Origin of the sequence: Mesorhizobium australicum WSM2073, assembly GCF_000230995.2 — a bacterium.
Classification (GTDB): domain Bacteria; phylum Pseudomonadota; class Alphaproteobacteria; order Rhizobiales; family Rhizobiaceae; genus Mesorhizobium; species Mesorhizobium australicum.
In genome coordinates this window covers 895,624-918,118 of record NC_019973.1, presented here as the reverse complement: position 1 = coordinate 918,118, position 22,495 = coordinate 895,624, and the positions used below count along the sequence as shown (strand labels likewise).

The window sequence follows — 22,495 nt, the reverse complement described above, 5'->3', positions numbered from 1 at the left end:
GCGCAACCATCGGCATCGGGACATCAGCCATGCTCGCACCACACACACCCCCCGCACCGAGCCAAAACAGGGTGCCGGACGTCACCCTCGACTTCTGGTTGGTCAAGCTGATGGCGGTGACCATTGGCGAGACGGCGGCGGACTATCTCGCCGTCAACCTCGGCCTCGGCTTGACCGTCACCTCGCTGATCATGACCGGCGTGCTGGTCGTCGCCCTCGCCCTGCAGTTCGCGCACAAACGCTACGTGCCGTGGGCCTACTGGCTGGCGGTGGTGCTGATCAGCGTCGTCGGCACGTTGATCACGGATAACCTCGTCGACAATTTCGGCGTGCGCCTGCAGACCACGACGATCGCCTTTTCCGTTGTGCTCGCGGCGACATTCGCGGTCTGGTACGCAAGCGAGCGGACGCTTTCGATCCACACCATCTTCACGACCAGGCGCGAGATCTTCTACTGGCTGGCGATCCTCTTCACCTTCTCGCTGGGCACCGCCGCCGGCGATCTGGTCGCCGAGACCTTCGACATGGGCTACCTGACCACGGGCCTGCTGTTCGGCGGCGTCATCGCGCTTATCGCGCTCGCCTATTACCTGTTCCACCTGGACGCCATCCTGGCGTTCTGGCTGGCCTATATCCTGACGCGTCCGCTGGGCGCCCCCTTCGGCGATTGGCTGTCGCAGCCAGCCGAATATGGCGGCCTCGGTTTCGGCACCATTTTCACCAGCCTGATCTTCCTCGGCTGCATCATCGCGCTGGTTCTCTACATGACGCTCAGGAATAATGCCGATGAGATGGACGACATGCTGCTGGACTCGGAGTGAACCGCGGTCGGACGCCGCAAGGCCTGGCCAGTTGGCGACTATTCTAGGAACGGACTCGTGCCGGTGATAGCCTGTCCCGGATACCGGCAGCCAGGGAACAGCGATGCGGCTACTTCTCGTCGAGGACGACCACAGGACGGCGGACTATATCGTGCGCGGCCTGACCGAGGCCGGCCATGTCTGCGACCTCCTGCGCAATGGCCATGACGGGTTTTTCGCCGCGACCGGCGGCGGCTACGACGTGATCGTCGCCGACCGGATGATCCCGGGCCTCGATGGCCTGTCGATGGTCAAGGCCGTCCGCGCCGCCGGCGTGCGCACGCCGGCGATCTTCCTCACCTCCGTCGGCGGCATTGACGACCGCGTCGAGGGGCTCGAGGCCGGCGGCGACGACTATCTGGTCAAGCCCTTCGCCTTTTCCGAGCTGCTTGCCCGCATCAACGCGCTCGGCCGGCGGCCGGCCGCGCAGGAACAGAAGACCGTTCTGCGGGTCGCCGACCTCGAAATGGACCTGATCATGCGGCGCGTCGTCAGGCAGGGCCAGCCGATCGACCTGCAGCCGAGGGAGTTCAGCCTGCTCGAGGTGCTGATGCGCGGCGAGGGCCGCGTCATCACCCGCACCATGCTGCTGGAGCGGGTCTGGGATTTCCACTTCGACCCCAAGACCAGCGTCGTCGAAACCCATATCAGCCGCTTGCGGACCAAGGTCGACAAGCCGTTCGGTACCCAGCTCATCCACACCATCCGCAACACCGGCTACAGCCTGCACGCGCCGCTCTCCCAGTGATCGCGACCTCCCGATGACCGTGACCCGGACCCGCCTGCTGCGCAGCACGCCATTCCGGCTTGCCCTGACGTTCGCCTTCCTGTTCATGCTGGCCTTCGTGCTGGCGGGCGCCATCGTCTACCAGATGATGAGCGCCGACCTTGCCGAGCAGCTCGACGACACCATCAGCGAGACCTATGCCGTCATCGCCGCGACCTATGCCGACAAGGATCTCAGGGAGTTGGTGGAGACCGTCGAAAACCACTCCGCGCGCAGCCCTGGGAAGGAGCAGCTCTTTTCGCTGACCGACGCCGCCGGCAACCGTATTGCGGGCAACTTCACCGCGGCGGGGCTTCCCGACGGTTTCTCGATGTTCGGCGCCGAAATGCCGGGCCTGCCGCCGGACACCGAATACCGCGCCTATTCCGGCCCGGTCGGCGCCAACACGCTGACCATCGCCTTCAGCCTCTCCGAGACCGAGGAGCTGGAAACGATCATGCTGATGAGCTTCGGCTGGGCGACGCTGATCATCACCGGCCTGGCCGTCGCCGGCGGCGCCCTGCTCGCCTCGCGCGTCCAGCGCCGTCTCGACGGCATTGCCGCCACGATGGTCGACGTTTCGCATGGCCGCCTCGACACCCGCATCCCGCTGACCGGCAAGGACGACGACATCGACATCGTCTCCAGCCAGATCAACGCCGCGCTCGACCGCCTGTCGGCGCTGGTCGAAGGCATGAAGCAGGTCAGCGCCGACATCGCGCATGATTTGAAGACGCCGCTCAACCGCCTGCAGATGATCCTGGAGAGCGCCGCCGACAAGGCCGCGCGGCGCCAGGACGTCTCCGACGATCTGGCTGACGCGCGCGCCGAGGGTCACCAGATCAACGAGACCTTCGACGCGCTGCTGCGCATCGCGCAGATCGAGGCCGGCGCGCGCAAGGCGCGCTTCACCGATGTCGCGCTCGGCGAGGTCCTCGGGACCATCGCCGAGATCTACACCGAAGTGGCCGAGGACGACGGCAAGGTGCTGTCGGCTGCGGAACTGGACAAGACCACGGACCGCATTCATGGCGACCGTGAACTGCTGACGCAGATGTTCGCCAACCTGGTCGAGAATGCGCTACGCCATTGTCCGCCCGGCACATCCATCCAACTCTCGGTGACGCGCCAGGGCGATCGTGTTCTTGCCAGCGTCGCCGACAACGGACCCGGCATTCCCGCCGACGAGCGCGAAAAAGTGTTTCAGCGTCTCTACCGGCTGGACCACAGCCGCTCGACCCCCGGCAGCGGCCTCGGCCTCAGCCTCGTCCGGGCCATCGCCGAGCTGCACGGCGCGACCATTGCGCTCGAGGACCGCCGGCCGGGCCTGGCCGTGGTGGTGAGTTTTCCCCTGGTGATGGATTAACTTCGGAAGTTAGCGAAAGCCGCCGTAACGTTAGCGGTCGATCCGTGTCGACAATATAATCGACGACGATGTCCGCTCGACCCCGTCCATGGCGCCGATCTGGTCGAGCAGCGTGTCGAGGTCGCGGATCGACGGCGCGTCGACGATGACGATCATGTCGAAATTGCCGCTGACGGAGTGCAGCGTCCTGACCGGCGGCAGCGCCTGCAGGCTGCGCACCACCTTGTCGGCGAGCTTCGGCGTGACGGTGAGCAGCACATGCGCCCTGACCAGCCCCTGCTCATAGTCCGGCGCCAGCCTGACGCCATAGCCGGTGATAATGCCGCGCTGCTCCAGCCGCTCGATCCGGCTTTGCACCGTTGTGCGCGACACGCCGAGCCGACGCGCCAGTTCCGCCGTCGAGGCGCGTGCGTTGGCGCGCAGCAGCGAGAGCAGGGCTTGTTCGGCATCACTGAGCATTTCGACGAAGCCTTTCGGCAGATCGATAAAAGATAGGGTTCACTTTGCAGAATTCCACGCTTCCTTTCGACAGGCAAGCTGCGATGGTTTTTGGGAAACGCAGATCGCAGGGGAATTTGAACATGAACAAAATCATTATCGTCGGGGCCGGCAAGATCGGCTCGACCATCGCCGAAATGCTTGCCGCGACGGGCGACTATCAGGTCACTCTCCTCGACCGCTCGGCGGCGCAGCTCGCCGCGGCGGAAGTCCCCGCCGGCGTCGAGACGCTGGAACTCGACATCGCGGCGCCCGGTGCGCTTGAAGCCGCGCTCGCCGGCAAGTTCGCGGTGCTGAGCGCCGCCCCCTTCCACCTCACCACGCGCATCGCCGAGGCGGCGGCCAGCGCCGGCGTGCATTATCTCGATCTCACCGAGGACGTCGTCTCGACCAGGCGGGTCAAGGAGCTGGCCCGTACCGCCAAGAGCGCCTTCATCCCGCAATGCGGGTTGGCGCCCGGCTTCATCTCGATCGTCGCCAATGATCTCGCCAGCCGCTTCGACACGCTGGAAAGCGTGCGCATGCGCGTCGGCGCGCTGCCGCAATACCCGTCCAACGCGCTGAACTACAATCTGACCTGGAGCACCGACGGCGTCATCAACGAATATTGCGAGCCTTGCGAGGCGATCGTCGAGGGCGAGCTGGTCGAAGTGCCGCCGCTGGAGGAGCGCGAGGAGTTTTCGCTCGACGGCGTCACCTACGAGGCGTTCAACACCTCCGGTGGACTGGGCACCTTGGCCGAGACGCTGAAGGGCAAGGTACGCACGCTGAACTACCGCACCATCCGCTATCCCGGCCACGCCGCGATCATGAAGGCGCTGCTCAACGACCTTGGGCTGCGCCACCGCCGCGACGTGCTGAAGGACATTTTCGAAAGCGCCCTGCCGGCGACGCTGCAGGACGTGGTCATCGTCTTCGTCACCGTCTCGGGCCGCAGGAACGGCCGCCTGCTGCAGGAGACCTACGCCAACAAGATTTATTCCCGGCGCATCGGCCGGACGGTGCGCAGCGCCATCCAGATCACCACCGCGTCTGGCATCTGCGCCGTGCTCGACATGCTGGCGGACGGATCGCTGCCGGCGACCGGCTTCGTCAAGCAGGAGGAAATCGCGCTCGATGCCTTCCTCGCCAACCGCTTCGGCCGCGCCTATGCCCAGCATGAAATGGTAAGCCGGCTGGCGAGCTGAGCGACGGCGCCTTTCCTCTCCCCCGTCGACCGGGGGAGAGGTGTCGAGCGAAGCTCGACGGAGTGGGGGTCGACCTGGCTTGGGCTTGTTATTTCAAGCCGGGGTGATGCCTCGTCCTGACTGATTGAAGCTTGTGATGATTTCAGCGGCGGTGCGTCTGAGGACCGGCTTCCCCCACTCCGTCGCTGCTTCGCAGCGCCACCTCTCCCCCTCCGGAGGGAGAGGAAAGGAGCCTGTCCAGCCGATAGATGGGTTACAGAATGAACCGGATACATAGGTAACAGTTCTCCCCCTATGCGTCCGCCGCAGCGCCAAGCGGTTCGGTTGGCGCGGCGCTGTGGCGGACAAGCTTCATGCGCCTTGTGTCGATGATGCCGAGCGGATGGGCATGGAAAGAAAGCAGCCATTGTCCATCCTCGGTTTCTGAGGCTGCGACCGCTTCGCCGGCCAGCGATTGCGAGACATAGACGAAGCCGCCATTCCACCTGATCTCGCCATTGTGACGCATCTGTCGGACCGCGGCCTCTTGCGGATATTCGGGCTCGCAGGGCGTTCTTGGCATGGCACGCTGTGAGGGGCGGTAATGCTGCGCTGGAGTATCCATGGCGAGCGCCTCATGCGGACGTTCCTCATTGTAGCTGCGCCGGAAGGCCTCGAAGGCCTTGGCCTGAGCCGTTCTGTCGGCCTCCGGTTCCTTGGCCAGTGGCAGCATGGTCAGATGGAAGCGCTCGTGGCGTCCGTTCTGCTGCGGCTTGCCGGGCGCGATCCGCTCCAGCGTGATGCCGAGCTTGATGAAGCGGACCGCAAGCGGCGTCAGCCCGGTGACGCCGGCCGACGCGAAGGGCGAACCATTGTCGCTTCTGAACCGATCCGGCAGGCCATGCTCCTCAAATAACCGCTCGAATACCGGCCAGGCCTCGGCGTGCGCCGTCGAGCCCGTCGCTTCGAGCGCCAGAAGGTAACGGCTCGAGGCATCCATCACCGTCAACGGATCACAGCGCCATCCGTCAGCAGTCTGGAACCAGCCCTTGTGATCGCCAGTCCACACCGCGTTCGGTCTTTCGGCCTGCGGCCACGGTCCATTGCCGCAGGCCCGCAGGCGTGGCCGCTTGCGGGCACGAACAAGCCCGTGTCGTGCAAGGATGGCGCCCACTGTCGAGGCTGACGGCCAGACCAGCTCGGGAGCCGTGCGCTTGAGCCGCGCCACGATCTTCTTAGGCCCCCACAGCGGGTGCGTCTCCTTTGTCGCCACGATCCGCTCCACCACATCCAGCGCCGTCGCCCGGCCATGATTGAGCGGCGCGCGCGGCAGATCGTGCAAACCTTCCGGACCGAACGCGCGATAGCGTCCAAGCCATTTGTAGCCAGTCTTGCGCGAGATGCCGTAAGCCGCACACAGCTCGATCATCGTCTCCTCATCCGAAAGCCAATCCACAATAAACCGCAGCCGCTCGTCCATAATGCCAGTTTCTCGCCAAACCATCGCCGGTCCTCCGGCGGACAAGAAAACTGTCACCCATGCTATCGGTCCATTCTGTTACCTATCTATCCGGTTCGGACAAGCCTGGGGCTCGAGCAACTCCTCCCCCTTTACGCCTGACGCGGGAGAGGGGGAGCTCTAAATATGCAGCGCGTGGCCCAGCGCCTTGAGCGCGGCTTCCTGAAACCCTTCGCCTTGCGTCGGGTGCGCATGGATCGTCCCTGCGATGTCCTCCAGCCTGGCGCCCATCTCCAGCGCCAGCCCAAACACCGCCGACAGTTCCGACACACCCTGACCGACGGCCTGGATGCCGAGCACCAGGTGATTGTCGGCGCGCGCCACGACGCGGACGAACCCGTCTTCGCCGAGCTTGGTCATGGCACGGCCATTGGCGGCGAAGGGGAACAGGCCGATCTTGATCTCGCCGCCTTGCGCCTTGGCCTCTTCGGGCGACAGACCCGCCGTCACCAGCTCGGGATCGGTGAAGCAGACGGCCGGGATCGAGCGCTTGTCCCAGCCGCGCTTGTGGCCGGCGACGATCTCCGCGACCATTTCGCCTTGCGCCATCGCCCGGTGCGCCAGCATCGGCTCGCCGGTGACGTCACCGATGGCGAAGACGCCGCGCATCGAGGTCCGGCACTGGTCGTCGATCCGTATGAACTTTCGGGCCCTGTCGAGATCGATCTGGTCGAGTCCCCAGCCTTCCGTCACCGGCTTGCGGCCGACCGTCACCAGCACCTTGTCCGCGGCGACCTTGGTGCTCTTGCCATCCGATGTCTCGACCAGCAGGGCATCGCCGTCTGTCGACAGCCCTTTGGCCTTGGCGCCCAGCATCACCTCGACCCCGAGCGCGGAGAGCCGCTTGACGACAGGCCGGGTCAGCTCGGCGTCATACTGCGCCAGCACGCGCGGCAAGGCTTCGACCACGGTGACCCCCGCACCCATCTTGGCGAAGGCCATGCCGAGTTCGAGCCCGATATAGCCGCCACCGACGACAGCGAGTTTCCTGGGAACCTCACTCAGCGCCAGCGCGTCCGTAGACGAGATCACAGGCCCGCCGAAGGGAAGAAAAGACAACTCGACCGGCGCCGAGCCGGTGGCGATCACGATCGTCTCGGCCCGGATCACCTGGCTTCCGGTCTCGGTCTCGACCTCGACGGTCTTGCCATCGCGAAACCTCGCCCAGCCATGCACGGTCTTCACCCCGGCTTTCTTCAGCAGGCCGGCGACACCGCTGTTGAGCCGGCTGACGATCCCGTCCTTCCAGGCGATGGTCCTGGCCAGATCGAGCACCGGTGCGGTGACCGAAATGCCGAGCGGGCTGTTGCCGCCGGCCATGTGCGAGACCTTCTCGAACTCCTCGGCCGCATGGATCAGCGCCTTGGACGGGATGCAGCCGACATTGAGGCAGGTGCCGCCGGGCTTCGCAACCTCGACAATCACGGTGTCGACGCCGAGCTGCCCGGCGCGGATGGCGCAGACATAACCCCCCGGGCCCGCGCCGATGACCAGCAGCTTGCAGGAGATTTCCTTCATGTTGGCAGCTTCCTTGTCGTGAGAGCCGTCAACGTCCTCCCATCCAACCCAGCGCTGCCCCTCATCCGCCTGCCGGCACCTTCTCCCCGTATAGTGACGGGGAGAAGGGATTGGCCGCGATGTTGGCGCCCTCGTCTGCAACGCTGCCGATTGGCGAAACCATGGATAACGGCGTCTTTCTCCCCGTTACTATACGGGGAGAAATGCCCGGCAGGGCAATGAGGGGCGGCGCGGCGCCCGCCAATGGAAACTCGAGAACGCATCACATCTCCCTCAATCCACGAAAATCAGCGCCGGCGTCTCCAGCAGCGCCTTGATCCGCTGGATGAACACCGCCGCGTCCCAGCCGTCGATGACGCGGTGGTCGAAGCTCGACGACAGGTTCATCATCTTGCGCGGAATGAACTGCGTGCCATCCCAAACCGGCCGCATCATCATCTTGTTGACGCCGATGATCGCCACTTCGGGGTGGTTGATCACAGGCGTCGTCGCGATCCCACCCATGGCGCCGAGCGAGGTGATGGTGATGGTAGAGCCGGACAGCTCGTCACGCGTCGCCGTTCCCGACTTCGCGGCCTCCGCCAGCCTGGCGACCTCGGCGGCGCAGTCCCAGACATCGCGCGCCTCGGCATGCTTGACGACAGGCACCACCAGTCCCGACGGTGTCTGCGCGGCAATGCCGATATGGATGCCGCCATGCTGGTGGATGATACCAGCCTCGTCGTCGAACAGGGAATTGAGCTGGGGCTGGTCCGCGATCGCCTTGACCATCGCCCGCATCAGGAACGGCAGCAAGGTCAGCTTCGGCCTCTCCGCGCCGCCCTTGGCAACACGCTTTTCCTTGTTGAGCGCGGCGCGCAATTCCTCGAGCGCCGTGACGTCGATCTCCTCGACATAGGTGATGTGCGGGATGCGCGACTTCGACAGCGTCATCTTCTCGGCGATCTTGCGCCGCAGGCCGACCAGTTTGATGTCCTCGACGGTGTCGTCGCGGGCGAGGCCCGGCCCCCTGGCCGCTTGCGGCCCGCGCGCCAGGAACGCCTCCAAATCCTCGTGGCCGATGCGGCCGGCCGGACCCGTCCCCGCCACCTGCCTGAGATCGACGCCCGCCTCTTTCGCCCGCAAGCGGACAGCGGGGGAGGCCAACGGCTTTTCGCCTTCCGGACGCGGCGCGCCCGAAGCCGAGGAGCGCGTCACGGTTTTCGGCGCCGACGACGACGATGCGGGTTTCGCCGGTATCTCGGCGGGTCTTGCCGGCTTGCGCGGCGAAGCGGCTTCGGGCTTCGGGCTCGGCAGCCTGGCGGGCGGCTCCGCCCCGGTCGCCGGTTCAGCCTCCTTGCCGGCTTTCACATTGCCGTCGTCCGCCACTTTCAGCCGCACGATCGGTGAACCGATCGCCACCGTGTCGCCGATCTCGGCGCCCAGCCACAGGATTTCGCCATCGACGGGCGACGGGATTTCGACCGTCGCCTTGTCGGTCATCACGGCGGCGAGCACCGTGTCCTCGCGCACGATGTCGCCGATCTTGACATGCCATTCGACGAGCTCGGCCTCGGCGACACCCTCGCCGACATCGGGCAGCTTGATGATGTGTTCGCCCATCTCAGGCCTCCCCCACTCTAGGCTTCCAATGTTTCAAGCAAAGCGCGGCCGACACGCGCGGGACCGGGAAAATACTCCCACTCCTGCGCATGCGGATAGGGCGTGTCCCAGCCGGCGACGCGGGCGACCGGCGCCTCCAGGTGATAGAAGCAGTTTTCCTGCACCAGCGCCGAAAGCTCGGCGCCGAAGCCCGAGGTCAGCGTCGCCTCATGCACGACGACGCAGCGCCCGGTCTTCTTGACCGAGGCCACGATCGTGTCGAGGTCGAGCGGCAGCAGGGTTCTGAGATCGATGATCTCGGCGTCGATGCCGGTCTCCTCGGCGGCCGCTTGGGCGACATAGACCATGGTGCCGTAGGCCAGCACCGTGACCGCCGCGCCCGCCCTGCGGATGGCGGCCTTGCCGAGCGGCACGGTGTAATGGCCGTCGGCGACCTCGCCGAGCTCGTGCTTCGACCATGGCGTCACCGGCCGGTCGTGGTGGCCGTCGAACGGGCCGTTGTAGAGCCGCTTCGGCTCAAGGAAGATCACCGGATCGGGGTCCTCGATCGCCGCGATCAAAAGCCCCTTGGCGTCGTGCGGGTTGGACGGCACCACCGTCTTCAGGCCCGACACATGGGTGAACAGCGCTTCCGGGCTCTGGCTATGCGTCTGGCCGCCGAAGATGCCGCCGCCGGTCGGCATGCGGACAACGATCGGGCAGGTGAAATCGCCGTTCGAGCGGTAGCGCAGCCTTGCGGCTTCCTGCGTCAGCTGGTCGTAGGCCGGATACATATAGTCGGCAAACTGAATTTCCACACAGGGCTTCAAACCATAGGCGGCCATGCCGATGGCCGACCCGACAATGCCGGATTCGTTAATCGGCGCGTCGAAGCAGCGGCTCTTGCCGTATTTCGCCTGCAGCCCGTGCGTGACGCGAAAAACGCCGCCGAAGAAGCCGACATCCTCGCCGAACACGACGACCTTGTCGTCGCGCTCCATCGACACGTCCATGGCGTCGCGAATGGCCTCGATCATGGTCCGTCTTGGCATGGCTCAGACTCCCGCCTGCTGGCGCTGGCGCCTGAGATGCGGCGGCATCTCGGCAAACACACCTTCGAACATCTCGCGTGTTGACGGCTTGCCGCCGGCATGCAGCGTGCCGTGGCTTTCCGCTTCCTTCTGCGCCGCGATCACCGTGTCGAGGATTTCGGCCTCGGCCTGCGCATGCCGTTCGTCCGACCAGACACCGAGCTTGATGAGATGGTTCTTCAGCCGCACGACCGGGTCACCCAGCGGCCAGGCGTCGGACTCGGTCTTCGGCCGGTAGGCGGAGGGATCGTCCGAGCTCGAATGAGCGCCGGCGCGGTAGGTGACATATTCGACCAGCGTCGGCCCGAGGTTGTCCCGCGCCCTTGTCGCCGCCCATTTTGCCACCGCGTGCACGGCCAGATAGTCATTGCCGTCGACGCGCAGCGACGGGATGCCGAAGCCGAGCCCCCGGGCCGCGAATGTGCCCGAGCCGCCGCGCGCGATGCCCTGAAAAGTCGAGATTGCCCACTGGTTGTTGACGACATTGAGCACCACAGGCGCCTTGTAGGTGGAGGCGAACACCAGCGCCGAATGGAAATCGGATTCCGCTGTCGAGCCGTCGCCGATCCAGGCCGCGGCGATCCTGGAATCGTTGGAGATCGCCGACGCCATCGCCCAGCCGACCGCCTGGATATACTGCGTGGCCAGATTGCCCGAGATCGAGAAAAAGCCGTGCTCCTTCGACGAATACATGATCGGCAGCTGACGGCCCTTCAGCGGATCGGCCTCGTTGGAATAGATCTGGTTCATCATCGTGACCATCGGATAGCCGTCGGCGATCAGCAGGCCAGCCTGGCGATAGGTCGGGAAATTCATGTCGCCGGGCGCGAGCGCCTTGCGGAAGGCGCAGCTCACCGCCTCCTCGCCGAGATGCTGCATGTAGAAGGAGGTCTTGCCCTGGCGCTGCGCCATCTGCATGCGCGCATCAAAGGTCCGCAGCGTCATCATGTTGCGCAGGCCTTCCAGCAATTCCTCGCTGGAAAGCAGCCCGGCCCACGGCCCGACGGCCTCGCCATTGCGGTTCAGCACCCGGATGATCGAAAAGGCCATGTCGCGGATGGTGCGCGGATCGACGTCGATGTCGGGGCGTGGCACGGAGCCGGCCTCGGCGATGGTCACATTGGAGAAATCAGGCGTCCCGCCCGGCCGCACTTCCGGCTCCGGAACGTGAAACCGCAACATCCCAGCATCGGCCATGACCTCGAGTCCTCCAATGTTGCCTGGCAGGGATATTTGCATATCCGCGCCGCCAGTGCGAATGCGTCAGGGTGTCGGTTCCGGCCGCGCCGGCCGATCCGGCCTCCCCCGCTCAAGATGAAGATATGTCCGCGAAATTTCTTGTCGATGTTGGGCGGCCGCGCGCAATTTGGCGCATGGTTGTGCCGTGTTTGTCGCCAGATAAGGTGATTGGCTGGCAAGACTTGGTTCCACGCCTCCTTTTGTGCCTCCGCAAGCAGGGGAAAAATTGGGGTTTCGCCAGCCTTGGCGCCCTTCCTGTCCTCCGTCGATCGGGGAGAGGAATGGGCCAAGGTTGGCGATCCGAACCGGAAGACGTTCACTCCATCCCCGCACCGTGCTAACCACCCTCCATGGCACAGAAGAAAGCTTTCGAGGTCGACGGTTGGCTGGCGCGGCCTGATCCGCGCATCTCGATCGTCCTGCTTTATGGCCCCGATCGCGGCCTTGTCTCCGAACGGGCGAAGGCCTTTGCCGGAAAGACCGGCCTGCCGCTCGACGACCCGTTCTCGGTGGTCAGGCTCGAGGGTTCGGAGGTCGATCGCGACGAGGGCCGCCTGCTCGACGAGGCCCGCACCGTGCCGATGTTTTCCGACCGGCGGCTGCTCTGGGTGCGCAATGCCAGCGGCCAGAAGGCTCTGGCCGACGACGTCAAGGCGCTGACGGCGGAGCCGGTGCGGGACGCCATCATTCTCATTGAGGCCGGCGATCTGAAGAAAGGCGTCGGGCTGCGCGCCGTGGTCGAGGGCGCGGACAATGCCATGGCGCTGCCTTGCTACGCCGATGAGGCCCGTGACATCGACACGGTCATCGACGACGAACTGCGCAAGGCCGGCATGGCGATGACACTGGAGGCGCGGCAGGCGCTGCGCCGCAATCTCGGTGGCGATCGGCTGGCCTCGCGCGGCGAGATCGAAAAACTCGTCCTCTACGCCCACGGCCAGAAGGAGATCGGGCTGGAAGAGGTGAGAGCCATGTCCGGCGACGTGTCCGGTGCCTCATACGACGACGCCGTCGACGCGCTGCTCGAAGGCAAGGTCGGCGACTTCGACACCGCTTTCACGCGCCACTGCCAGGGCGGCGGTCAGCCCTTCCAGGTGCTGTCCTCGGCGATGCGGCAGCTCCAGCAGATCCAGGTCATGCGCGGCCAGATGGAGACCGGCGGCCGCAACGCCGCTTCCGTCGTTGCCGCCGCGCGCCCGCCGGTCTTTTTCTCCAGGCGCAAGCTGGTGGAGAAGACCCTGGAGCGCTGGAACAGCGAAGCGCTCGGCCGCGCGCTGACCCGGTTGCATCAGGCCGTGCTGCAGACGCGGCGGCGCCCCGACCTGTCCGTCGCGCTCGCAAGGCAGGCGCTGCTCGGCATCGCGGTTGAAAGCGCAAGGCTGGCGCAGCGGTAGAGAAATTGGCCGCCGGCGTCGCAGAAAGGCGCCGGCGTCGCACACCCAGCCTCTTCTCCCCGTCTCTATACGGGGAGAAGGTCCCGGCAGGGGGATGAGGGGCGGCGCCGAACGCCGGGAGTAACGCTGTGCCGCATAATTTGCCGGCTAAGTGTTAATCCTGCTTCAGCCGCCTGCACAGCTCGTCGAGCTGTTCCAGGCTCCGATAGGCGACCCGCAGCACCCCGCCCTTGCCCTTGTGGTCGACGGTCACGATCATGCCGGTCGTGTCGGTGAGCAGCTTTTCCAGCGCCAGCGTGTCGGCGTCCTTTTCGAGGGCAGGCGCGGCTGGCTTGGTGCCGTTGGAACTGGCGCCGGCCGGCATCTGCGCCAGCGCTTCGGCCTGGCGCACCGAAAGTCCCTCCTCGACGATGCGCTTGGCGAGGCCCGCCGGATCCTCCGCCGTCACCAGCGTGCGGGCGTGGCCCGCCGACAGCGCGCCATCGACCAGCATGTCGCGGATCACGTCGGGAAGCTTCAACAATCTCAACGTGTTGGCGACATGGCTGCGGCTCTTGCCGATGACCTGGCCGAGATCGGCCTGGGTGTAGCCATGGTCGTCGATGAGCTGCTGGTAACCCTGCGCTTCTTCGACCGGATTGAGGTCGGCCCGCTGGACGTTCTCGATGATCGCCAGTTCCAGCGCGGTGCGGTCGTTGACGTCGCGGATGATGACCGGGATCTCGGTCAGCCCGGCGCGCTGCGCCGCCCGCCAGCGCCGCTCGCCGGCAATGATCTCGTAGCGGCCGGCCTGCGTCGGCGAAGGCCGCGCCACGACCGGCTGCACCACGCCGTGTTCGCGGATCGACTGGGCAAGGTCGGTCAGTTCGGCATCGCCGAAATGTCGGCGCGGATTTTTCGGATTTGCGCTGATGAACTCGATCGGCACCTTGCCGTCGGCGCTCATGCCGGGCTTTTCCGGGGCCGCCGGGCGATCGATCTCGCCGATCAGTGCTGCCAGTCCGCGACCCAGTCTTTTCCTCGATAGATCTTCGCTCATCTTTATTCCACGTCTATTTCGGCTCGTTTCGGTATCGAATCGGCTGTTAAATGTGCATCGGTTCTAATCAAGCGGCGCGCAATTTGCGCTCGCGGCGGATCACTTCGGAGGCCAATTGCAGATAGGCCTGGCTGCCCGAGCATTTCAGGTCATAGAGAATTGCCGGCTTGCCATAGGACGGGGCTTCGGACACCCGCACATTGCGCGGAATGATCGTCTCGTAGACCTTGTCGCCCATATGCTCGCGCACATCCTGCACCACCTGATTGGCCAGATTGTTGCGGCCGTCATACATGGTCAGCACGATGCCCTGGATGGTGAGGTCCGGATTGATCGAGCGACGCACCTGCTCGACCGTCTCGAGCAGCTGGCTGAGACCCTCCAGCGCGAAGAACTCGCATTGCAGCGGCACGAGAACGGAATCGGCCGCCGCCATTGAATTCAAGGTCAAAAGATTGAGCGAGGGCGGGCAATCGATCAGCACATAGCCGAAGGGCGCCCCACGCTCGGTCGCGGCACGCAGCGCGTTGCGCAGCTTGAGCACCCGGTCCGGCGCCGAGGCGATCTCCATCTCGATGCCGAGCAGGTCCAGCGTCGAAGGCACGATGGAAAGGCCTGGCACCGCGGTCGGAATGGCGGCGGCTTCCAGGTCCAGTTCGCCCGTCAGCACGTCATAGGACGAGACCATCCGGTCCTTGCGGTCGATGCCGAGGCCGGTGCTGGCATTGCCTTGCGGGTCGAGGTCGACGATCAGCACTTTCTCGCCGATTGCCGCTAGCGCTGTGGCCAAATTGATGGCGGTGGTGGTCTTGCCGACGCCGCCCTTCTGGTTGGCTACGGTGATGATTCGAGGGCCGTTCTTCATCATGGGTCTATGCCAGAAATTCATCTTTGGGTCGCCGAACACTCAGACCCGTCTCGGTTCAGGCAGGTCGCACATTGGACAATTCGAGGATGACGCCGCTGGCGTCAGTCACGCTTGGATGTTCTACCAGATCGAAGGTCCACCGGTTAACGCTTTCTTGCACTTCGGCGCGATAATCCCGGCCTTTGTGGAACAGCGCCCGCGCGCCCGAGGTCAGCCACGGCGCCGACAGGTCCAGCAGCACCGAAAGCGGTGCCAGCGCCCGTGCAGTGACGATTTCCGGCTTCGAAACAAGCACATGGCTGTCCTCGATGCGGCGCGCCACGACCCGCGCCGGCAGGCTGAACTGCCCGACGACGGTCTGCAGGAACGAGGCTTTCTTGCGGTTGCTTTCGACCAGATCGATGCTGGCGCCCGGGCGGTCGCCGAGCAGAAAGGCCATGACAAGCCCGGGAAATCCGCCACCAGAACCAATGTCGACCCAATGCATGGCATCGGGCTCTATCCCAGCAAGTTGCGCGCTGTCCAGGATGTGGCGCTGCCAGACATCGCCCGAGGTCGACTGCGCCACGAGATTGATGCTGCGGTTCCATTTCTGGAACATCGCTTCGAACGCCACCAGGCGATCGAATGTTTCACGTGAAACCGGGCCGGCGGCCTCCTGCAGGCGCTCGCGAGAGAAGGAACTCACGCAACATCCCTCTGCTCGGCTTTCTGCACCGATTCCCAATGGCGGACATGCGCGACGATGATCGCCAACGCCGCCGGCGTCATGCCTTCCATGCGCTGCGCCTCCGCGATGGAGCGCGGCCGCCGCGCCTGCATCTTCTGCTTCAGCTCATTGGACAGGCCGGGCACCCCGGCAAAATCTACGCTGTCCGGGATCAGCCGGCTCTCTTCACGCCGGATCTGCGCGACATCGGTGCTCTGGCGATCCAGATAAACCGAATATTTCGCTTCCGTTTCGAGCCGCTCCGCAGTCCTGGCATCAACGTCGTGAAATTTCGGTTCAACCCCAGCCAGCCAAGCCACATCGACACCGGGATAGGCCAGCAGTTCAAAGCCGGACCGGCGCACGCCGTCGAGATTGATCTCCAAACCGTGCCGTGCCGCCTCGTTCGGCGTCATGGCCAGCGAAAGCGCCATCTGGCGCGCTTCATCCAGCCGCTGCATGACATCGCCATAACGCTGCATCCGCTCCGCCGAGGCGATCCCCAGTGTCTGCGCCAGCGGCGTCAGCCGCTCATCGGCATTGTCGGCGCGCAGCGAGAGCCGGAACTCGGCCCGCGAGGTGAACATCCGATAAGGTTCGCTGATGCCGCGACTGGTCAGATCGTCGACCATCACACCGATATAGGCCTGGGTGCGGCTGAGCACGACCGGTGCGCCGCCCGCCGCCCGCCGCGCCGCATTGAGGCCGGCGAGCAGGCCCTGCCCGGCGGCCTCTTCATAACCGGTCGTGCCGTTGATCTGCCCGGCCAGAAAAAGCCCAGCAACGCGCCTGGTTTCAAGTGTGGGATGCAGTTCGCGCGGATCGACATGATCATATTCGATGGCATAGCCAGGCTGCAGCATGGCCGCATGCTCCAAACCGGGAATAGTCTTCAATATCTCCAGCTGAACGTCTTCCGGCAGCGAGGTCGAAACGCCGTTGGGATAGACGGTGTGGTCGTCGAGCCCCTCCGGCTCGAGGAAGATCTGGTGCCCGTCCCGGTCGCCGAACTTGACGATCTTGTCCTCGATCGACGGGCAATAACGCGGCCCAACCCCTTCGATCGAGCCGGAATACATTGCCGAGCGGCCAAGATTGGCGCGGATCAGCTCATGCGTGGCTGTGGTCGTACGGGTGATGCCGCAATCGATCTGCGGCGTCACGATACGCTCGGTCATCAGCGAGAACGGTACGGGATTCTCGTCCGCCGCCTGGCTTTCCAGCGACGCCCAATCGATGGTCCGTCCGTCCAGTCGCGGCGGCGTGCCGGTCTTGAGCCGCCCGAGCTTGAAGCCGGCGCGATCCATCGTTGCCGAGAGGCCCATGCTGGCCTTCTCGTTCATGCGGCCCGCGACGATCTTCTTTTCACCGACGTGAATGAGCCCGCGCAGGAAGGTTCCCGTCGTCAGCACCACGGCGCCGCAGGCAAGCCGGCGGCCGTCTGCCAGGAGAACCGCGGCGATCTTTCCGTCGCAGATCTCGAAATCGAGAACTTCGCCTTCCACGACCTTGAGATCGTTCTGCTGCCGAATCGCTTCCTGCATGGCAAGGCGATAGAGTTTTCTGTCGGCCTGCGTGCGCGGGCCGCGCACCGCCGGACCCTTGCGGCGGTTGAGCAGGCGGAACTGGATGCCGGATGCGTCCGCCACACGGCCCATCAGCCCGTCCATGGCGTCGATCTCGCGCACCAGATGCCCCTTGCCTAGCCCACCGATGGCAGGGTTGCATGACATCACCCCGATCGTGTCGAAACGCAGCGTCACCAGCGCGGTGCTCGCGCCAGCGCGCGCGGCGGCGCTGGCCGCCTCGCAACCCGCGTGGCCGCCGCCCACCACAACCACATCATAGTGATCGGTCATTCCATATAGGTCCCGGACTCGAAGAAGATGAGCGACACATGTCCCCGCGAGGCGGGACTGTCAAGAAAACTTCCGCACAGGCGTTTCACGTGAAACAGCGAAACCCCACTTTTATCGGCGTTTCACTTGAATCACCGCCTGATTGTTTCACGTGAGTCAGCACGAGCTTCGGCAGCCATCATGTTTCACGTGAGTCATTTTCCGATGCAGAACCGGGAAAAGATCACGTCGAGCAAGTCTTCGACGTCCACCGCACCCACTATCCGTCCCAGGCGATCCGCTGCCAGGCGCAGCTCTTCGGCGCGCAATTCCTGGGGCATGCGTTCATCGGCGGCGCGGTGCAGATGCCGGTTCGCCGCGTCGAGCAACTCGACATGGCGTAGCCGTGATGGCAGCACATCGCCGCTAACGCCGGCCGCCTCGGCAGCGCGGCGACCAATCTCCGCCAGCAATCCATCCACACCCGTCCCGTCGATCACCGATATACCAAACTCGTAGCGCCCGGCTGCATCCTGGGTCGCTCTCTTATCGAGCAGGTCGAGCTTGGTGCCGACGCGCAATGCCGGCGTCGACATCGGCAGCGGACCGGCGTCCTTGGGGTCCGCGGCGTCCTCGAGCAACAGCAGCAGATCGGCGCAATCCGCCTTGGCTCTTGCCTTCTCGATGCCGATCGCCTCGATTTTGCCAGGCGCTTCCCGCAACCCGGCCGTGTCGGTCAACCTAACGCGCAAACCCCGGAGATCCAGCACCACCTCCAGCAAATCTCGGGTGGTGCCGGGCTCATCCGTTACAATAGCGGCATCGCGCTGCGCCAAGGCATTGAACAGGCTGGACTTGCCGGCATTGGGCGCGCCAAGAATGACGACCTCAAAACCGTCGCGGATGATCTCGGCGGCATGGAAGCCGACAATGTGGCGGTCGATCTCCGATATCATCGACCTCACGTCGGACCAAACCGTATCCGAAACGGAACCCGGTACATCGTCTTCATCGGCGAAGTCGATCTCGGCCTCGATCATGGCCCGCGCATGGATCAGGCGCCGACGCCAGCCGAGGTAGAGCGCGCTCTGCGCGCCCCCGGCGTTCTGGATGGCAAAACGCCGCTGCGCCTCGGTTTCAGCATTGACGAGGTCCGCCAGCGCCTCCGTCTCGACCAGATCGACCTTGCCGTTGAAGAAGGCACGGCGCGTGAATTCTCCCGGCTCCGCATGCCTGACGCCCTCGAAACCAGCGATCGTTTCCACCATCCTGGCCACCACGGCGCGCCCGCCATGAACATGGAACTCGGCGACATCCTCGCCGGTGAAGCTCGCCGGACCAGGAAAGAACAGAACCAAGCCGTTATCGAGCACGGTTCCATCCGGAGCCCTGAATCTGCGCAGGACCGCAGCCCGCGCCTTAACCATGCCACAGACGATCGTTTCGACCACGAATCGAGTCTGCGGGCCGGATATCCGCACCACCGCAACGCCGGCCGGAAGCCGGCCGCTCGACAGCGCCACGATCGAATCGCCTGAAATCATTTGCCCGCTCTACCGAACCGCCCTAGCTTTCGCTTCATCACCGCCCCGGATTGCTCCTGAAAGTTGGCCATTGTGACATTGCCCGCGCAAAACCTGCTTGCCGACGAGGCCAGCCCCTATCTGCAGCAGCACAGCGGCAATCCCGTGCATTGGCGGGGATGGTCACCGGCATCGCTGGAAGAGGCAAAGGCGCTGGACAGGCCTATCCTGCTCTCCGTCGGATACGCCGCCTGCCACTGGTGCCATGTCATGGCCCATGAAAGCTTCGAGAATGACGACGTCGCCGCCGTCATGAACCGTCTGTTCGTCAATATCAAGGTCGACCGCGAGGAGCGACCCGACATCGACCAGATCTATATGGCGGCCCTGTCCTCGATGGGCGAGCAAGGCGGCTGGCCGCTCACCATGTTCCTGACGCCCGATGGCAAACCGTTCTGGGGCGGCACCTATTTCCCGCGCGAGCCGCGCTATGGCCGTCCGGGGTTCATCCAGGTGATGGAAGCGGTCGACAAGGCCTGGCGCGAGAAGCGGACAAGCCTGCACCAGAGCGCCGACGGCCTGACCTCGCATGTCGAGGCGCGGCTCTCGGCCACGCATTCCAAGGCGCTTCTCGATCGCGATATGCTGTCCGACCTTGCCGGTCGCGTCAGTGGCATGATCGACCGCGACCGCGGTGGGCTCGCCGGCGCGCCGAAATTCCCGAACGCGCCGTTCATGCAGACGCTGTGGCTGTCCTGGCTGCGCGACGGCAATGCCGCGCATCGCGACGACGTCCTCGTCAGCCTGGAGCATATGCTGAGCGGCGGCATCTACGATCATATTGGCGGCGGGCTCAGCCGCTACTCGACGGACGCCGAATGGCTGGTGCCGCATTTCGAGAAAATGCTCTACGACAATGCGCAGCTCATCCGCTTCTGCAACTGGGCCCTTGCGGCGACCGGCAATGATTTGTTCCGGGTCCGGATCGAGGACACGGTCGGCTGGCTGCTGCGCGAAATGCGTGTCGAAGGCGGCGCCTTCGCCGCCAGCCTCGATGCCGATAGCGATGGCGAGGAAGGCCTGTTCTACACCTGGAGCAGGGGGGAGATCGAATCTGTTCTTGGAGACGATTCAACCTTGTTTTTCAAGTACTTCAGCCTTTCCAGCCCGCCCGGATGGGAAGGTAAGCCGGTGCTCCATCAGACCCTCTCCCAGCAGGCGTTTGGTGTTGCCGACCGGGAGCGGCTTGTCCCGCTCAAGACAAGGCTTCTCACTGTCCGGGAACAACGCGTCAGGCCGGGCCTGGACGCAAAGACCCTTACCGACTGGAACGGCCTGATGATCGCCGCCCTCGCCGAGGCGGGGCGTTCGCTGGCGCGGCCGGATTGGATCGAGGCCGCGGCCAAGGCCTTTGCCCATATCGGCAAAGCCGGCCGCGACGGTCGCTTGCCGCATTCCATGCTTGGTGTCCGGAAACTGTTTCCCGCACTGTCGAGCGACTATGCCGCCATGACCAACGCGGCAATCTCGCTGTTCGAGGCCACCGAGGACTGGAGCTACGTCGAGCAGGCCAGCCAGTTCCTTGGACAGCTCGACCATTGGCACGCCGACGTGGAAGGCACGGGCTATTATCTGACTGCCTCGGACAGCACCGACGTGCCGATCCGCATCCGGGGCGATGTCGACGAGGCCATCCCCTCGGCCACCAGCCAGATCATCGAGGCGCAGGTCCGGCTGGCTTCTATTACCGGCAACCTCGACTTGCAGGAGAAGGCGTGGAAAACGGCCGAGCATGCTGCCGGACGAGCGGCGCACCAGGCCTATGGCCAGGCGGGTATCGTCAATGCCTGCGCGCTTGCCCTCGAGCCGCTGAAACTGGTCATCGTGGACGGGCTGGAGGATCCGAAGCTTATTCCGGTGGCGAATCGAAACCCGGATCCGCGTCGCGTCGATATCGTGGTGCCAATCGGTACGGCGGCGAATCGACCCTTGCTCCCCGGCGGAATCCTGCCTCCGACCAACCGGCGCGGCGCCTGGTTGTGCACCGGCCAGGTCTGCCTGCCGGTGGTTGCGGATGCTGACGAATTGGAAGGATTGTTGCGGCGAAAGTGATTCGTCATCCTCGGGCTTGATCCGAGGATGACGAAGATAAGGCTCTGCCGCGCCTCGATTACGTGTTCATCGAATCGAAGAAATCGCCGTTGGTCTTGGTCTGCTTCAGCTTGTCGATCAGGAACTCGATCGCGTCGGTGGTTCCCATCGGCGCCAGGATGCGGCGCAGCACGAAGATCTTCTGCAGGTCCTGGCGCGACACCAGCAGGTCTTCCTTGCGGGTGCCGGATTTGAGGATGTCGATGGCCGGATAGATGCGCTTGTCCGCCACCTTGCGGTCGAGCTGGATTTCGCAGTTGCCGGTGCCCTTGAACTCTTCGAAGATGACTTCGTCCATGCGGCTGCCGGTGTCGATCAGCGCGGTGGCGATGATGGTGAGCGAGCCGCCTTCCTCGATGTTGCGCGCGGCGCCGAAGAAACGCTTTGGGCGCTGCAGCGCATTGGCGTCGACACCACCGGTCAGCACCTTGCCGGAGGACGGCACGACGGTGTTGTAGGCGCGGCCCAGGCGAGTGATCGAATCCAGAAGGATCACCACATCGCGGCCGTGCTCGACCAGCCGCTTGGCCTTCTCGATGACCATTTCGGCGACCTGGACGTGGCGCACCGCCGGCTCGTCGAAGGTCGAGGAGATGACTTCGCCTTTGACCGAACGCTGCATATCGGTGACTTCCTCGGGCCGCTCGTCGATCAGCAGCACGATCAGGTAGCATTCCGGATGATTGGCGGTGATCGAGTGCGCGATGTTCTGCAACAGCACCGTCTTGCCGGTGCGCGGCTGTGCGTTGATCAGCGCGCGCTGGCCCTTGCCGATCGGCGCCACCAGGTCGATGACGCGAGGCGAGATGTCCTTGCCGGGCGGATTGTCGACCTCCATCTTCAGCCGCGAGGTCGGGTAGAGCGGCGTCAGATTGTCGAAGTGGATCTTGTGGCGGATCTTTTCGGGATCGTCGAAATTGATCGTGTTGACCTTGAGCAGCGCGAAATAGCGCTCGCCCTCCTTCGGGCTGCGGATAGGCCCTTCGACCGTATCGCCGGTCTTCAGCGAAAAGCGCCGGATCTGCGACGGCGAGATGTAGATGTCGTCGGGACCTGGCAGATAGTTGGCATTGGCGGAGCGCAGGAAGCCGAAACCGTCCTGCAGCACCTCGACCACGCCGTCACCGATGATCTCGATGTCCTGGGCGGCGAGCTTCTTCAGGATCGCGAACATCAGTTCCTGCTTGCGCATGACGCTGGCGTTCTCGACCTCGAGCGATTCGGCATAAGCGATCAGCTCTGGCGGCTTCTTGTTCTTGAACTCGGTGAGTTTCATTTCTTGCATTAGACGGACTCTGGGTAGGCTTTGGGGGAAAGATCGGCGGGATGCGACAAATGCCGGGCGCGGCCGAAAGCAATGACGGGCGGC

The 22,495-nt window shown here is 64.5% G+C and carries 18 protein-coding genes; 6 read left to right on the top strand and 12 right to left on the bottom strand.

Going from position 1 to position 22,495, the window contains the following annotated elements:
- Positions 1 to 29 precede the first annotated feature (29 nt).
- The 3 genes from MESAU_RS04290 (at position 30) to MESAU_RS04280 (ending at position 2,992) form a co-directional block, all read left to right on the top strand.
- A complete protein-coding gene (locus MESAU_RS04290) occupies positions 30 to 821 on the top strand; it encodes a COG4705 family protein (RefSeq protein WP_015314827.1) in 792 nt (263 codons plus the stop codon).
- Positions 822 to 924: 103 nt separating this feature from the next.
- Positions 925 to 1,608 (top strand): winged helix-turn-helix domain-containing protein, encoded by a 684-nt coding sequence (locus MESAU_RS04285; RefSeq protein ID WP_015314826.1) that lies wholly within the window; start codon positions 925 to 927, stop codon positions 1,606 to 1,608.
- A 13-nt stretch (positions 1,609 to 1,621) separates the two neighbouring features.
- Positions 1,622 to 2,992 carry a sensor histidine kinase gene (locus MESAU_RS04280; protein WP_015314825.1) on the top strand — a complete coding sequence of 457 codons (1,371 nt, stop codon included), beginning with the start codon at positions 1,622 to 1,624 and terminating at the stop codon, positions 2,990 to 2,992.
- Between the two features lie 30 nt (positions 2,993 to 3,022).
- Here MESAU_RS04280 and MESAU_RS04275 read toward each other — a convergent pair whose 3' ends face one another.
- On the bottom strand, positions 3,023 to 3,451 hold the full coding sequence (locus MESAU_RS04275; RefSeq protein ID WP_015314824.1) for an Lrp/AsnC family transcriptional regulator: 429 nt from the start codon (positions 3,449 to 3,451) through the stop codon (positions 3,023 to 3,025).
- A 44-nt stretch (positions 3,452 to 3,495) separates the two neighbouring features.
- Here MESAU_RS04275 and MESAU_RS04270 point away from each other — a divergent pair, with 44 nt between their 5' ends.
- Positions 3,496 to 4,677 carry a saccharopine dehydrogenase family protein gene (locus MESAU_RS04270; protein ID WP_342447690.1) on the top strand — a complete coding sequence of 394 codons (1,182 nt, stop codon included), beginning with the start codon at positions 3,496 to 3,498 and terminating at the stop codon, positions 4,675 to 4,677.
- Positions 4,678 to 4,969: 292 nt separating this feature from the next.
- Here MESAU_RS04270 and MESAU_RS04265 read toward each other — a convergent pair whose 3' ends face one another.
- From MESAU_RS04265 to MESAU_RS04245, 5 genes are all read right to left on the bottom strand, one after another.
- Positions 4,970 to 6,160 carry an integrase core domain-containing protein gene (locus tag MESAU_RS04265; protein WP_015314822.1) on the bottom strand — a complete coding sequence of 397 codons (1,191 nt, stop codon included), beginning with the start codon at positions 6,158 to 6,160 and terminating at the stop codon, positions 4,970 to 4,972.
- Positions 6,161 to 6,295: 135 nt separating this feature from the next.
- On the bottom strand, positions 6,296 to 7,693 hold the full coding sequence (gene lpdA / locus MESAU_RS04260; protein WP_015314821.1) for a dihydrolipoyl dehydrogenase: 1,398 nt from the start codon (positions 7,691 to 7,693) through the stop codon (positions 6,296 to 6,298).
- A gap of 273 nt (positions 7,694 to 7,966) precedes the next feature.
- Entirely contained in the window at positions 7,967 to 9,295 is a 1,329-nt protein-coding gene (locus tag MESAU_RS04255; protein WP_015314820.1) for a dihydrolipoamide acetyltransferase family protein, read from the bottom strand.
- Positions 9,296 to 9,312: 17 nt separating this feature from the next.
- Positions 9,313 to 10,326, bottom strand: a complete 1,014-nt coding sequence (locus tag MESAU_RS04250) for an alpha-ketoacid dehydrogenase subunit beta (protein WP_015314819.1) — start codon at positions 10,324 to 10,326, stop codon at positions 9,313 to 9,315.
- A 3-nt stretch (positions 10,327 to 10,329) separates the two neighbouring features.
- Positions 10,330 to 11,562 carry a 3-methyl-2-oxobutanoate dehydrogenase (2-methylpropanoyl-transferring) subunit alpha gene (locus MESAU_RS04245; RefSeq protein ID WP_015314818.1) on the bottom strand — a complete coding sequence of 411 codons (1,233 nt, stop codon included), beginning with the start codon at positions 11,560 to 11,562 and terminating at the stop codon, positions 10,330 to 10,332.
- Between the two features lie 392 nt (positions 11,563 to 11,954).
- Between MESAU_RS04245 and holA the strand changes: the two genes are divergently transcribed.
- A complete protein-coding gene (holA, locus tag MESAU_RS04240; RefSeq protein WP_015314817.1) occupies positions 11,955 to 12,998 on the top strand; it encodes a DNA polymerase III subunit delta in 1,044 nt (347 codons plus the stop codon).
- A gap of 154 nt (positions 12,999 to 13,152) precedes the next feature.
- Here the strand turns inward: holA and MESAU_RS04235 are convergent, their stop codons facing one another.
- From MESAU_RS04235 to mnmE, 5 genes are all read right to left on the bottom strand, one after another.
- On the bottom strand, positions 13,153 to 14,037 hold the full coding sequence (locus MESAU_RS04235; RefSeq protein WP_015314816.1) for a ParB/RepB/Spo0J family partition protein: 885 nt from the start codon (positions 14,035 to 14,037) through the stop codon (positions 13,153 to 13,155).
- Positions 14,038 to 14,104: 67 nt separating this feature from the next.
- Positions 14,105 to 14,905, bottom strand: coding sequence for a ParA family protein (locus tag MESAU_RS04230; protein ID WP_083882954.1), 801 nt, complete (start codon positions 14,903 to 14,905; stop codon positions 14,105 to 14,107).
- 55 nt (positions 14,906 to 14,960) lie between these two features.
- Entirely contained in the window at positions 14,961 to 15,593 is a 633-nt protein-coding gene (rsmG, locus tag MESAU_RS04225) for a 16S rRNA (guanine(527)-N(7))-methyltransferase RsmG (protein ID WP_015314814.1), read from the bottom strand.
- Positions 15,590 to 17,473, bottom strand: coding sequence for a tRNA uridine-5-carboxymethylaminomethyl(34) synthesis enzyme MnmG (gene mnmG, locus MESAU_RS04220; RefSeq protein ID WP_015314813.1), 1,884 nt, complete (start codon positions 17,471 to 17,473; stop codon positions 15,590 to 15,592). The genes rsmG and mnmG overlap by 4 nt, the downstream gene beginning before the upstream one ends.
- A 194-nt stretch (positions 17,474 to 17,667) precedes the next feature.
- Positions 17,668 to 18,996, bottom strand: a complete 1,329-nt coding sequence (gene mnmE, locus MESAU_RS04215) for a tRNA uridine-5-carboxymethylaminomethyl(34) synthesis GTPase MnmE (protein ID WP_015314812.1) — start codon at positions 18,994 to 18,996, stop codon at positions 17,668 to 17,670.
- 72 nt (positions 18,997 to 19,068) lie between these two features.
- On the opposite strand from mnmE, the gene MESAU_RS04210 reads away from it, so the two are divergent.
- On the top strand, positions 19,069 to 21,087 hold the full coding sequence (locus MESAU_RS04210; RefSeq protein WP_041163617.1) for a thioredoxin domain-containing protein: 2,019 nt from the start codon (positions 19,069 to 19,071) through the stop codon (positions 21,085 to 21,087).
- A 58-nt stretch (positions 21,088 to 21,145) separates the two neighbouring features.
- Here MESAU_RS04210 and rho read toward each other — a convergent pair whose 3' ends face one another.
- Positions 21,146 to 22,411, bottom strand: a complete 1,266-nt coding sequence (gene rho / locus MESAU_RS04205; RefSeq protein WP_015314810.1) for a transcription termination factor Rho — start codon at positions 22,409 to 22,411, stop codon at positions 21,146 to 21,148.
- Positions 22,412 to 22,495 lie beyond the last annotated feature (84 nt).